The organism is Streptomyces sp. NPDC104202 (assembly GCF_055584185.1).
On record NZ_JBVJMN010000042.1, the window covers coordinates 59,521 to 72,574 of the forward strand.

General features: G+C 71.4%; 11 protein-coding genes and 2 pseudogenes. 8 read left to right on the top strand and 5 right to left on the bottom strand.

Annotated features, from left to right (window positions below):
- Positions 1–1,240, top strand: a 1,240-nt coding sequence (locus tag ACZ60W_RS24970) for a helicase-associated domain-containing protein (RefSeq protein ID WP_469757593.1), incomplete at its 5' end; no start/stop codon positions are given.
- Between the two features lie 42 nt (positions 1,241–1,282).
- Here ACZ60W_RS24970 and ACZ60W_RS24975 read toward each other — a convergent pair.
- The gene (locus tag ACZ60W_RS24975; RefSeq protein ID WP_469757594.1) at positions 1,283–1,480 is read right to left on the bottom strand and encodes a hypothetical protein; all 198 of its coding nucleotides are present in this window, start codon (positions 1,478–1,480) and stop codon (positions 1,283–1,285) included.
- 480 nt (positions 1,481–1,960) lie between these two features.
- On the opposite strand from ACZ60W_RS24975, the pseudogene ACZ60W_RS24980 reads away from it, so the two are divergent.
- Together ACZ60W_RS24980 and ACZ60W_RS24985 are read left to right on the top strand one after the other, a co-directional pair.
- A pseudogene (locus ACZ60W_RS24980) lies at positions 1,961–2,568 on the top strand (XRE family transcriptional regulator).
- Positions 2,569–2,573: 5 nt separating this feature from the next.
- Positions 2,574–2,998, top strand: a pseudogene (locus ACZ60W_RS24985) (NUDIX domain-containing protein).
- A gap of 117 nt (positions 2,999–3,115) precedes the next feature.
- Here ACZ60W_RS24985 and ACZ60W_RS24990 read toward each other — a convergent pair.
- Both ACZ60W_RS24990 and ACZ60W_RS24995 read right to left on the bottom strand, forming a co-directional pair.
- Entirely contained in the window at positions 3,116–3,643 is a 528-nt protein-coding gene (locus tag ACZ60W_RS24990; RefSeq protein ID WP_469757595.1) for an SMI1/KNR4 family protein, read from the bottom strand.
- A 278-nt stretch (positions 3,644–3,921) separates the two neighbouring features.
- Complete coding sequence (locus ACZ60W_RS24995; RefSeq protein WP_469757596.1) at positions 3,922–5,562, bottom strand: recombinase family protein; 1,641 nt, start codon at positions 5,560–5,562, stop codon at positions 3,922–3,924.
- Between the two features lie 27 nt (positions 5,563–5,589).
- Between ACZ60W_RS24995 and ACZ60W_RS25000 the strand changes: the two genes are divergently transcribed.
- Complete coding sequence (locus ACZ60W_RS25000; protein ID WP_469757597.1) at positions 5,590–7,227, top strand: DNA repair helicase XPB; 1,638 nt, start codon at positions 5,590–5,592, stop codon at positions 7,225–7,227.
- Here the strand turns inward: ACZ60W_RS25000 and ACZ60W_RS25005 are convergent.
- Complete coding sequence (locus ACZ60W_RS25005) at positions 7,196–7,390, bottom strand: hypothetical protein (protein ID WP_469757598.1); 195 nt, start codon at positions 7,388–7,390, stop codon at positions 7,196–7,198. The genes ACZ60W_RS25000 and ACZ60W_RS25005 overlap by 32 nt on opposite strands.
- A 299-nt stretch (positions 7,391–7,689) precedes the next feature.
- On the opposite strand from ACZ60W_RS25005, the gene ACZ60W_RS25010 reads away from it, so the two are divergent.
- Both ACZ60W_RS25010 and ACZ60W_RS25015 read left to right on the top strand, forming a co-directional pair.
- Entirely contained in the window at positions 7,690–9,642 is a 1,953-nt protein-coding gene (locus ACZ60W_RS25010; protein ID WP_469757605.1) for a HelD family protein, read from the top strand.
- Positions 9,643–9,802: 160 nt separating this feature from the next.
- Positions 9,803–10,834 (top strand): saccharopine dehydrogenase family protein, encoded by a 1,032-nt coding sequence (locus ACZ60W_RS25015; protein ID WP_469757599.1) that lies wholly within the window; start codon positions 9,803–9,805, stop codon positions 10,832–10,834.
- Positions 10,835–10,859: 25 nt separating this feature from the next.
- Here ACZ60W_RS25015 and ACZ60W_RS25020 read toward each other — a convergent pair whose 3' ends face one another.
- On the bottom strand, positions 10,860–11,615 hold the full coding sequence (locus ACZ60W_RS25020; RefSeq protein ID WP_469757600.1) for a GbsR/MarR family transcriptional regulator: 756 nt from the start codon (positions 11,613–11,615) through the stop codon (positions 10,860–10,862).
- Positions 11,616–11,926: 311 nt separating this feature from the next.
- Between ACZ60W_RS25020 and ACZ60W_RS25025 the strand changes: the two genes are divergently transcribed.
- Together ACZ60W_RS25025 and ACZ60W_RS25030 are read left to right on the top strand one after the other, a co-directional pair.
- Positions 11,927–12,592, top strand: coding sequence for a DUF4097 family beta strand repeat-containing protein (locus tag ACZ60W_RS25025; RefSeq protein WP_469757601.1), 666 nt, complete (start codon positions 11,927–11,929; stop codon positions 12,590–12,592).
- A gap of 31 nt (positions 12,593–12,623) precedes the next feature.
- Positions 12,624–13,054 (top strand): ABC transporter ATP-binding protein (locus ACZ60W_RS25030; RefSeq protein WP_469757602.1); only part of this gene is annotated, 431 nt, incomplete at its 3' end.

Here is a 13,054-nt window from a genome sequence, read left to right on the forward strand (position 1 = left end):
GTCTCTCTCCCGGACGACCGTCTCCAGGTACTCCTGCCAGACGACGCGGTCGGCGGCCGGCCCGCCCCGGCCGCCGCGCCCGACGACCGTCGCGGACGACACCCCCGAGCCGGCCCCGGGGCCCGAGGTCCCCGGCGACCTGCGGTCGCGGCTGGCCCGCTGGACGCTCGCCGAGGCCGAGCTCCTGGGGCTCACCGGCCGCGGCGCCCTGTCGGCGCCGGCCCGCGCGCTGCTCAACCTGCCGCTGGCGGAGGCCGCGGCCCCCGCCGACCACGGCGGCCGGGTCGAACTGTCGGTCGCCGCCGGGCGGGCGGCGACGCTGCTGGCGCCGCTGCTTCCCGAGGCCGTCGACCACGTCCTCCTCCAGGCCGACCTGACGGCCGTCGCGCCTGGTCCGCTGCTGCGGCCGCTCGCCGACGCGCTGGCCGTCCTGGCGGACGTGGAGTCGAAGGGGGGCGCCACCGTCTACCGGTTCACGCCCGGCTCCGTACGGCGGGCGCTCGACTCCGGGCAGACCGCCTCCGACCTGCACTCCTTCCTCGCCGCGCACTCCCGCACGCCCGTGCCGCAGCCGCTGGCCTACCTGGTCGACGACGTGGCGCGCCGGCACGGCCATCTGAAGGTGGGGGCGGCGTCGGCGTACCTGCGGTGCGACGACGACACGGTCCTGGGCGAGATCCTGGCCGACCGGCGGTCGGCGGCGCTCGGCCTGCGCCGGCTCGCGCCGACCGTGCTGGCCGCGCAGACCGATCCGGCGTCCCTGCTGGCGGGGCTGCGGTCGATGGGGTACGCGCCGGCCGCCGAGTCCGCGGAGGGCGACGTCCTCGTCACCCGCGCCGACGCCTACCGCACCCCCGCGCGCACGGCCCCCGTGCCGGTCCCTGACGGCCCGCCCGCTCCCGACGCCACGCTCCTGGGCGCGGCCGTGAAGGCGATCCGCGCGGGCGACCGGGCCGCGACGGCGGTGCGCAAGGAGCCCGCCCCTGCGGCGGCCGCCGGGGCGCTGCCCCGCACCTCCGCCGCCGAGACCCTCGCCACCGTGCAGGCCGCCGCGATGACCGGCTCCGCCGTGTGGATCGGGTACGTGAACGCCGACGGCGCCGCCAGCCAGCGGGTCATCGCCCCGGTCCGGGTCGAGGGCGGCTTCGTCACCGGCTACGACCACACCGCCGACGAGGTCCGCACGTATCCGCTGCACCGCATCACGGGCGTGGCGGAACTCGCCGACGACCAGGTCTGACATCAGGCAGACTGGAGGATTGGCCGTCACCGCGCGGGGCCGCTACGCGCGCCTCACGCTGTCCGGCGCGACCAGCCACTCGCGACCTCCGCCCTCGGGGCACAGGAACGCCGTAGGGCGCTTCCGGCGCTCGCTCGGCAGGCCGGCGGGATCCTCGTAGTCCGGAATCACGTCACGCAGGATGCCGACCCGTCCCGCGCCGTCTTTCACGCGTCGCCCGATGTCCTCTGCGGTGACCATCAGTGTCCCTCGGGGTGCCGGCGCATGAAGACGTTGCAGTCGGACACGGTGGTCATGTCGCCCCCGGCACGGGCACGGGAGCGCACGTCGGCCAGTTCGGCGCACCCTGCGCATCCATCGACGGGGTCCGGGTCCCGGTCCAGGTGCAGGGGCAGCTCGATCGACGGGGTGCTGTATCACGTGGGTTCGGTCACGGCGGGAGCGTGGCCCACCCTTGCGGACGTATCCGCCCCCGCACGGCGGACAGTTGAGACGTTCGACGCTAGGGTCGAAGAAAGCCCAGAAGGCAACGGCGAAGGGGTTGACTTGAACGCCGCTCTTCAGTTCGCCATGGAGGGCGCAGGGATGTCCCCGCGCCAGTTGGCGTACCGGGTGGGGGTATCCGCGAAGCAGGTGGAACGATGGCTGGGCAATGCTGATCTGACACCACACGCAAGGAACCGAGCGGACGCCTGTCGGGCGCTGGGAGTGGACGAAGAGATGTTGTGGCCGAAGGCCGTACAGGAACGCGTGAAGACCGGCAGCGACCGCGAGTTGGTCCACAGCTACCCGTATCGGTCCGCATGCCCATCAACGGTTTGGACAGAACTTGTCGAGTCGGCACGCACGGAACTCTTCCTCGCCGGCTACACGAACTACTTCTTCTGGACCCAGGTGCCCCATTTCGCGGACACGATCCGGCGCAAGGCTGAGGCCGGATGCCGGGTGCGTTTCCTCGTGGGGGACCCGGACGGAGAAGTGACCCGACAGCGGGAGACGATCGAGGACGTAGCCCTGTCCGTCTCCACGCGCATCAGGATCACGCTGGAGCACCTGGACCGACTCGGACCGCTCGAAGGGGTAGGGGCGCGCATCTCCGCCCCGCTGGACGCCATCAACCACGTGAGCCTGTCCGTGTTCCGCTTCGATGACGAAGCCCTGGTGACCCCGCACCTCGCCCGGCTCGTCGGCCACGACTCGCCTCACTGCACCTGCGGCGCCACAACAGCGGAGGCATGTTCGACAGGTTCGCCGAGCACGGCGAGGAGTTGTGGGAGCGGGGCGTCCCCCGCATCGCGGAGGGAGCGGCCCACACCGTGGAAGGCTGAGCGCCGTGGCCCGCACCGAGTACTACGACGATCCGCACGCCCCTAGCCGAACAGCCTGGTGGTGGCAGCCTCTGCCGTCGTCACCGACGAGCGTGGCCACGTACTTCTCCAACGGCGCCGGGACAACGACTTGTGGGCGCTACCGGGCTGGGCCATGGACATGGCCGATTCCCTCCCCGGCGCAGCCGTACGGGAAGTCAAAGAGGAAACCGGCCTGGACGTCGAGATCACGGGACTCGTCGGCACGTACACCGACCCCCGTCACGTCATCGCGTACAGCGACGGAGAGGTGCGCAGGCAGTTCAACGTCTGCTTCACCGCCCGGGTCGTCGGCGGCACCCTGGCCATCTCCGACGAGAGCACGGAACTCCGCTTCGTGGCGCCGGAAGAACTCGACCCGCTTCCCATGCACCACACGCAACGGCTGTGAATCCGCCACTTCTTGGAGCACCGTTCCCCCCCCCGTACTTGGGGTAGGACCACGAACCTCAGAACAGGAGAAAGCCTCACACTTGGCCAGATCACCACCCCGTTCCGAACTGCCGTCTCAGCGACAGAGACCCATGATGATGTCGTCGAAGTCAGGGAACTCCGCTGCGGCTTGCTCGATCACGGTGACTGCCGGCTGACGCTGGTCGGGCGCGAACCGCTCTGCAAGGGCCACCAGCTCGTCGTTGGGGCGCGGAGTCCAGTCCGGCTCGTACGAGGTTGCCGCCTCCCAGGGGCCGAAGCCGTCGGCCAGCAGCCAGAGGAAGGCTGCCAGGTCGCGTGCGACGACGCCGGTCTCCCCTTCGGACCCGAGGAAGACGACGGGTTGATCGGCCAGGGGCAGCCCCGTCCGGACCAGCCAGAAAGCCGCGTACCCTCCCGAGCCGTCTTGGCCGAACACGCGGAAGTCGTCCCCGCGCAGTTCGCCGTTTCCGGTCCATGCCCGGAACCAGTCGGTGGTCTCCTCGGCGGACAGGAACGCCGTGAGGGGCTCGAAGTCGACCCCATCACCACCGGCATAGTCGAAACGGATGGCCATCGCAGCGGCTAGCGCGGCGGGGAACTGTCGATCATCAGCGGGCGTCATCCGCACACGCTAACGGTGTGGTCGGACACCGACGGCAGACAGCCAAGGCCTCGACGGCGGACACCCCGCAAGAACACCCCGATCGACCATGCGAGAGTTTTCCCTCCCACACGAGCGGGCCAAGGTTGGAGGGGGTCACCGCCCACCCCCTCTCGCGCGAACGGACGCGGCTGCGATGACGGGATGACGGATGGAACCCCTGATCTGCTTTTCTCTTACTTTTCTATGTGCAATCAAAAAAGTAGAGAGAACCGTCATTCCGTCATCGCTCGGCGAGCTCAGAACAGCTCAAGCGCCTGAGCAGCAGCGCGCTGTACGACCGCTTCGACGTCCTTGCCGTCGACGTCCGCGCGGCGGATCTCGCCGTCCTCTCCGAAGTGGACCGCGAGGCGGGAAGTGTCCAGTCTCGGGCCGCCCTTGCGGGACATGCCGACCTCGACGTACGCCCCCGCGTTCAGCAGCAGATCGCGCTTGCCCGCCGTATCCGCGTCCTTCCAGAGCTGTGCGTGCGTCCGGCCGGTCGGGACCGCTTCCACCCCCGCAGGCTTGGCGGTGCGCTGCTTCTCGTTCAGTGAGGCCAAGCGCTCCTCCAGCTTGGCGTACTGAGCCGCGTACCTCGCTGCACCTTCCTCGCCCTTGAACAGACCACGGTCGTACCGGTCCTTCTCCAGGTCCTCCAGCGCTTCCCTGGCATGCCGGATCTGCGGGCGGAAGTCCTCACCCACGTGCTCCACCATGCGTACGACGGGCAGCGCGCCGAACTTCGTCAGGAACAGGTCCGTGACGTGCTGCTCCATGCCCTCACCGGCGATGCTCACGCCGTAGCACGTCAGCTCCGTGCCTGCCTGCCGGGCCTTCAGCCGGCCGATACACCGATAGCGGATACGACCCTTGGCGACGAACGTGTACATACGGTTGCGGCATACCGCGCAATAGGCGATCCCTCGCAGCAGCGCCGTGCCTTCACGTCGCCGGTCGCCCGGGTTGGCTCGCCGGCTCAGCTCGTCCTGCAACGCCTGCCACGTGTCCATGTCCAGGATCGGCGTGCGGTTGACCAGCGGCAGCCCGTCCGTCATCAGGATCGGCTTGCCGTCCTCGATCACCTGCCCCAGCAACTGCGGGTTGCCGAGAAGGCTCCGCAGGGTGGACGGGTACCACCGCTTGGAGTCACTGCGCTTGCCCGTGGTCTGCCGCGAGGAGTGACCAGGCGAGGGCTTGTCGGACTCCGTGAGATCCACTGCGATCTTGAGTAGCGAGTCCTGGTTGAGGACTCGCTTCACGATCTCGTGGATCGTCTTCGCTTCCTCGGGGTTGATCTCCAGGACCTTTCCGGCGCCGTCGGGGTTGGGGACCACGCGGTACCCGTACGGCACCCGGCCGCCCGTATAGCGACCCTCCCGGCGCAGGTGCTCGTGGGCGCTGGAGACGCGCATGCCGATCGTGTCGGACTCGAGCTCTGCGAAGACCGCGATCACCTTGGCCATGGCTCGCCCCATGGACGACGTGAGATCCAGGGGCTCGCTGGCGGACGCCAGTGCCACGCCCTCCGTCTGCGTGACCTTCATGATCTCCGCGAAGTCCACCGTGGAGCGGGCCAAACGGTCGATCTTGAAGAACACGATCACGTCGAACTCGGCGAGACGAGACAGGACGCGTTGCAGCCCCGGGCGGTCCAGACCCCGCGAGTAGCCCGAGACGTCGATGTCCTCTTCCACGGCTATGACCTGCCAACCACGGGCCGCGCACAGTGCCTCACAGGCCGCGCGCTGACGCTCGGGCGAGGTAGAGTTTTCTGTTTCCCGCGAAAGGCGGACATAGATGGCAGCGCGCATTCCCGACGCGTTGGCCGGGACGCCCTTCGGGCGGCGGGCACGGGGCATGGCCCTGGCCGTGGCAGGCGCGGATGTGCTGTCTGTCACACGAGGATCCTATCGCTGGAGGTATGTGTGTCCTGCCTGATCGTCCAGAGCGACAAGACGCTGCTCCTGGAGGTCGACCACGAGCTCGCCGAGGCGTGCCGGCGGGCGATCGCGCCCTTCGCCGAGCTGGAGCGGGCGCCGGAGCACATCCACACCTACCGGCTGACGCCGCTGGGGCTGTGGAACGCGCGGGCCGCCGGGCACGACGCCGAGCAGGTCGTCGACGCGCTGGTCGAGTACTCGCGCTACCCGGTGCCGCACGCGCTGCTCGTCGACATCGCGGAGACCATGGCGCGGTACGGCCGGCTGACGCTGTCCAAGCACCCGACGCACGGTCTGGTGCTGACCAGCACGGACCGGCCGGTCCTGGAGGAGATCCTCCGGTCGAGGAAGGTGCAGCCGCTGGTCGGGGAGCGGATCGACGCCGACACCGTCGCCGTGCACCCGTCCGAGCGGGGGCAGATCAAGCAGACGCTGCTGAAGCTGGGCTGGCCGGCGGAGGACCTCGCCGGGTACGTGGACGGCGAGGCGCACCGGATCGACCTGGCGGAGGACGGCTGGAGCCTGCGGCCGTACCAGAAGCAGGCGGTCGACGGCTTCTGGCACGGCGGTTCCGGCGTGGTCGTGCTGCCCTGCGGCGCGGGGAAGACGCTGGTCGGGGCGGGCGCGATGGCACAGGCGAAGGCGACGACGCTGATCCTCGTGACCAACACGGTCTCGGCGCGGCAGTGGAAGCACGAGCTGGTGAAGCGGACCTCGCTGACCGAGGACGAGATCGGCGAGTACAGCGGGACGAAGAAGGAGATCCGGCCGGTCACCATCGCCACCTACCAGGTGCTGACCACCCGGCGGAAGGGCGTCTACCCGCACCTGGAGCTGTTCGACTCCCGGGACTGGGGCCTGATCGTCTACGACGAGGTGCACCTGCTGCCGGCGCCGGTCTTCAAGTTCACGGCGGACCTCCAGGCGCGCCGGCGGCTCGGGCTGACCGCGACGCTGGTCCGCGAGGACGGGCGCGAGTCGGACGTGTTCTCGCTGATCGGGCCCAAGCGGTTCGACGCGCCGTGGAAGGAGATCGAGGCGCAGGGGTACATCGCGCCCGCCGACTGCGTCGAGGTCCGGGTGAACCTGACCGACTCCGAGCGGCTGGCGTACGCGACGGCCGAGGCGGAGGAGAAGTACCGCTTCTGCGCGACGACGGCGACGAAGCGGAAGGTGACGGAGGCCCTGGTGAAGAAGTTCGCCGGGCAGCAGATCCTCGTCATCGGCCAGTACATCGACCAGCTGGACGAGCTCGGCGAGCACCTGGACGCGCCGGTCATCAAGGGCGAGACGTCGAACGCGCAGCGCGAGAAGCTCTTCGACGCGTTCCGCAACGGCGAGATCAGCGTGCTCGTGGTGTCGAAGGTCGCGAACTTCTCGATCGACCTGCCGGAGGCGACGGTGGCGATCCAGGTGTCGGGCACCTTCGGTTCCCGTCAGGAGGAGGCGCAGCGGCTGGGGCGGGTGCTGCGGCCGAAGTCGGACGGCCACCAGGCGCACTTCTACTCGGTGGTCGCCCGGGACACCATCGACCAGGACTTCGCGGCGCACCGCCAGCGGTTCCTGGCCGAGCAGGGGTACGCGTACCGGATCATGGACGCGGACGAGCTGCTCGCGCCGTAGGGACCGGGCGCGGGTTCCCGACGCCGGCCTCGGGCGGGCCGTAGTCGCCCAGGAGGGCGACCGCGGCCGCCGCGCCGCCGAAGGCGCGTATCGCCCGCAGCGCGGTGGCGAGGCGGTGGGGTCGGGGGACGGTGGTCACGAGGGTGAAGGTCGTCGCGGTCATGCCTCCATCATGGAATCCGGACATTCCGAACACATCGCCCTGAGGGCGGATCCGGGGTCCGTCGTGAGACGGACCCGTCCCCCTACGGGGAGAACGGGTTTCGTGGCGTGCGGCGGCCGGAGTTACACTTGCCGGCTTCCCCGCCTCCCGTCCGTGGAGCGCCGCCGCCCGGTCGGAAACCGGCGGCCACCTCGTCGTGTCCGCGTATCCACCTGCCCGGAGGCTTCACCGTGTCCGTATCCGACCCGCTCTCGCGGGAGCGCGCCCATCTGTCCTCGTCCCGCGCCGCGCTGCGCGCGATGCGCGAGGACGTCGAGGCGCTCGACATCAAGGACGTCACGGCGAACTGGGTCAACTCGGTGGTCCTGGAACGGCAGATCGAGGACCGGATCAAGGCGCTCGCCGACCTCTCCGGCACGCCGCTGTTCTTCGGGCGGCTCGACTACCTCCACACCACGCAGGAGGGCCAGCGGTTCTACATCGGGCGCCGGCACGTGCACGACGCCGAGGGCGACCCGATGGTGATCGACTGGCGCGCGCCGGTGTCGCAGCCGTTCTACCGGGCGTCGAAGAAGGACCCGCAGGACGTGGGGCTGCGCCGCCGCTTCGGGTACACGGGCGGCGAGCTGACCGCCTACGAGGACGAGCACCTGTCCGACCCGGCGGAGCTGGAGACCACGAGCCGGCTGCTCCAGGCGGAGATCGAGCGGCCGCGCGTGGGCCCCATGCGGGACATCGTGGCGACGATCCAGCCGGAGCAGGACGAGATCGTCCGGTCCGACCTGTCGGGGTCCGTGTGCGTGCAGGGAGGCCCCGGCACCGGCAAGACGGCCGTCGGCCTGCACCGTGTCGCCTACCTGCTCTACGCGCACCGGGAGCGGCTCGCCCGCACCGGCACCCTGGTCATCGGGCCCAACCGGTCCTTCCTCCACTACATCGAGCAGGTCCTGCCCGCCCTGGGCGAGCTGGAGGTGCGGCAGGCGACCGTCGACGACCTGGTCGCGCACGTCGAGGTCCGCGGCACGGACGAGGCGGCGACGGCGGTCGTCAAGGGCGACGCCCGGATGGCGGAGGTGCTGCGGCGGGCGGTCCGCTCGCACATCGCGCTGCCCCAGGAGTCCCTGATGGTGGTGCGCGGTTCGCGCCGCTGGCGGGTGCCCGCGTACGAACTGGAGGAGATCGTCCAGGAGTTGATCGACCGGGACATCCGGTACGGGGCGGCCCGCGACGCGCTGCCGCAGCGGGTCGCGCACGCCGTCCTGGTGCGGATGGAGCAGGCCGGCGAGGCGCCCGACGACCGCGTGCAGAACGCCGTCGCGCGCAACCCCGCGGTGAAGGCCGTCGTGAAGGAGTGCTGGCCGCTCGTGGAGCCCGCCAAGCTGGTGCTGCGGCTGCTGAGCGACCCGGAGTTCCTGGCGGAGCACGCCGAGGGGCTGCTCACGGAGGACGAGCAGAAGCTGCTGCTGTGGGCGAAGCCGGCCCGCAGCGTGCGGACGGCGAAGTGGTCGGCGGCCGACGCGGTCCTGATCGACGAGGCGATGGACCTGGTGGAGCGCACCCACTCGCTGGGCCACGTGGTCCTGGACGAGGCGCAGGACCTCTCCCCGATGCAGTACCGCGCCGTCGGCCGGCGCTGCACGACGGGTTCGGCGACCGTGCTGGGCGACCTGGCGCAGGGCACCACCCCGTGGGCGACGGCGAGCTGGGCGCAGGCGCTCGGGCACCTGGGCAAGCCGGAGGCGGTGGTGGAGGAGCTCACCGCCGGTTTCCGCGTGCCGCGCGAGGTCATCGCGTACGCCTCGCGGCTCCTCCCGCACATGTCGCCGGGGCTCGCGGCGGTCGAGTCGGTCCGTGAGAACCCGGGCTCGCTGGTCGTCCGCCCCGCCGGCGACCTCGACGCCGACGTCGTCGCGGCCTGCGCCGAGGCCCTCGCCCACGAGGGTTCCGTCGGCCTGATCGCGGCCGACGCGCGGATCGCGCCCCTCGCGGAGGCGCTGGCGGCGGCCGGTCTCGCCCACCTCTCGCCCGGCGAGGAGACGACGGCCGAGTCGCGGCTGACGCTCGTCCCCGCCTCGCTCGCGAAGGGTCTGGAGTACGACTACGTGGTCCTCGACGAGCCCGCGGCCGTCGTCGACGGCGAGCCGGACGAGCGGACCGGCCTGCGGCGGCTGTACGTGGCGCTGACCCGCGCCGTGTCCGGCCTGACGGTCCTTCACTCGGCGCCGCTCCCTGCCCAGTTGGGCGCGGTGTGACCGACGCCGGGGGCCCTGCACCACGTCGGGATCCGGGTGGCGGGGGCGCCTGGGGCGTGTCCGGAACTGTGTGGGGCGTGTCGGTTCCGGACCTCGTGCCGGGCGCCGGACCGCGCCAAACTCGTTCACAGTTGAACGAACGAGGCGGCGGGAGAGCGGAATGACTTCGGGGTACACGGTGACGGTGTTCGGCGCCTACGGGCACACCGGCCGGTTCGTGGTGGCGGAGCTGCTGCGCCGGGGCTTCGCGCCGGTGCTCTCGGGGCGCGACGCGGCCCGCCTCGGGGCGCTGGCGGCGGAGCACGGCGGGCTCGACGTCCGTCCGGCGCCGGTCGACGACCCGGCCGCGCTCGACCGGGCGCTGGCCGGCGTGGACGCCGTGGTCAACTGCGCGGGCCCGTTCGCGACGACGGCCGCGCCGGTGATCGAGGCGGCGCTGCGGGCGGGCATCCCCTACGTCGACGTGGCGGCCGAGATCGAGGCCAACCTCGACACGTTCGCGCACTTCGCGGACCGCGCGAAGGCCGCGGGCACCGTGGTGATCCCCGCCATGGCCTTCTTCGGAGGCCTCGGGGACCTCCTGGTCACGGCCGCGATGGGCGACTGGGAGGCGGCCGACGAGGTGCACGTCGCGTACGGGCTGAGCGGCTGGCACCCCACCGCGGGGACGCTCGCCGCGGGTACGGTCTCCCGCGAGCGGCGGGACGGCCGGCGGGTCGTGTTCGCGCACGGCCGTCTCGCCTACCGCGACGACACCGCCCCGATCCTGGAGTGGGACTTCCCCGAGCCGATGGGCGCCCGCCCGGTGATCGGGGAGTTCACCATGGCCGACGTCGTCACCGTCCCGAGCCACCTCGCCGTCCCCGACGTGCGCACCTACATGACCGTCGAGGCCGCGCGGGAGCTCGCGGCGCCGGACACCCCCGCTCCGGTCGCGGTCGACGCGCACGGCCGGTCCGCGCAGACCTTCCTGGTCGACGTCCTGGTCCGCTCCGGCGACGAGGAGCGGCGCGCCACCGCGAGCGGACGGGACATCTACGCCGTCAGCGCGCCGCTCGCCGTGGAGGCCCTCCGCCACGTCCTGACGGGGCGGACCCGGGCCGTCGGCGTCGCCTCGGCCGGCGCGGCCCTCGACGCCGGCGCCTTCCTGCGCGACCTGGCCCCGCACCTCACGCTGGAACGGCTCGGCTGACCGGCGCCCGCCGTCCCCCGGCCCCTCAGGACTCCTCCGGCTCCCCGGCGTCGGTGTCCTCGGGGGCCTTCCCGGGCTTGGCCGAGAGGATCTCGCGGGCCTGCTCGGCGGCGCGCAGGATGCTCTCGGAGACGTAGTCGAGGAAGCGGGCGACGTTCTCCAGGCGTACGGCGGCGGGGGTGTCGGGGCCGAGGACGCCGACGCCCTGCCGGGCGATGTCGACGATCTGGGCGGTGGACCTCGCGCTGGCGATCATCGACTGGTACCAGATGTCGTCGTCGACGACGTAGCGCTCGCGGCGGCGGTCGTCGCGCTCCCGGCGGACGAAGCCCTGGGTCTCCAGGAAGGAGATCGCCTTGGAGATGGACGCCGGGCTGACCTGGAGCCGCTGGACGAGTTCGGCGGCGGTGAGACTGCCGGTGTCGGTGAGGGTGAGGCAGGCCATCACCCGGGACATCATCGCGGGCATGCCCGAGGCGGCGAGGACGGTCGTGAACGTCTCCTCGTACGCGCGGACCGCCTCCGCGTCGCGCCCGTGGGGCTGCGGCGGCGCCTCCGTCCCCCGGGGCGCGGTCTGCCCGCGGCGCTGGGCGCGGCGTTCGGTGGCGCGGTGGGCCAGCTCGGCGCGGTAGGAGGTCGGGCCGCCGTTGCGCATGACCTCGCGCGTGACGGTGGAGGTCGGCCGGTCGAGGCGGCGGGCGATCTCCGCGTACGCCAGACCGTCGGCCAGACCGACGGCGATCTGCTGGCGTTCGGACTGGGTGAGTCGGCCTCCCGGCATCGCGGTCTCCTCCGTGGTGCGTCATGCGCGGCGCGTGCGCCGTTCCGTGGTTCCCGGGTCCGCGCCCTGGCGCGCCCCGGTGTCGTCTGACGCGCCCAGCATAGCGTTCACCTTCAATCCATTGCAATGAACCTCTCGACTGACGTTGCATTACCTTCAGAACCGTTGCAATGAAATATCTAAGCTGACCTGCAATTATTAGATTCCAGCGCAACGAACTCGTTGCCAGACCTTCAAACGCAACGTAGCTTTTCCATCAACGGAAACGACGGGCCGACCGAGAGCCCGCCACCGAAGAAGGAGAAGGAACCATGCAGACGTTCGCCACCCCCGCCGCCATCACCGCCACCGTCGACATCGCCGCCGGCGACATCCGCCTCATCGCCGCCGACCGCGCCGACACCACCGTCGACGTCCGCCCCGCCGACCCCGGCAAGAAGCGCGACGTCAAGGCCGCCGAGCGGATCGAGGTCGCCTACGCGGACGGCGTCCTGAGCATCGCGGCCCCCGCCCCCGAGAAGCGGTTCCTCGGCGACTCCGGCTCCGTCGAGATCACCGTCCAGCTGCCCGCCGGCTCCCACGTCCGGGCCAAGGCCGCACTCGCCGGACTCCGCGGCGTCGGCCGCCTCGGAGACGTCGCCTTCGAGGCCGCGCAGGCCACCGTGAAGCTCGACGAGACGGTGGGCGCCCACCTCGCCCTCCAGGCCGGGGACATCACCGTCGGCCGCCTCGGCGGCCCCGCCGAGATCACCACCCGCAAGGGCGCCCTGCGCGTCGCCGAGGCCCACCGCGGCACCGTCACCCTGCGCACCGACCACGGCGACATCACCGTCGGCGCCGCCCGCGGCGCCTCCGCCGCCCTCGACGCCGGCACGGCCTACGGCCGGGTGACCAACGCCCTCCGCAACGACGGCACCACCGGACTCCTCATCAACGCCACCACCGCCTACGGCGACATCACCGCCCGCAGCAACTGACCCCCGCCACCGGCCCCGAAGGAGCACCGCCATGACCACCCCGGCCATCACCGTCGAGGGACTGCGCAAGTCCTACGGCGACAAGAAGGTCCTCGACGGCATCGACCTGCACATCCCCGAGGGAACCGTCTTCGCCCTCCTGGGCCAGAACGGCGCCGGCAAGACCACGGCCGTGAAGATCCTCTCCACCCTCGTCACCCCCGACGCCGGCCAGGCCCGGGTCGCCGGCCACGACCTCGCCTCCCACGCCCAGCACGTCCGCGCCGCGATCGGCGTCACCGGCCAGTTCTCCGCCGTCGACGGCCTGATCACCGGCGAGGAGAACATGCTCCTCATGGCCGACCTCCACCACCTGCCCCGAAAGCAAGGACGCGCCGTCGCCGCCGAACTCCTCGAACGCTTCGACCTGGTGGACGCCGCGAAGAAACCCGCCTCCACCTACTCCGGCGGCATGAGACGCCG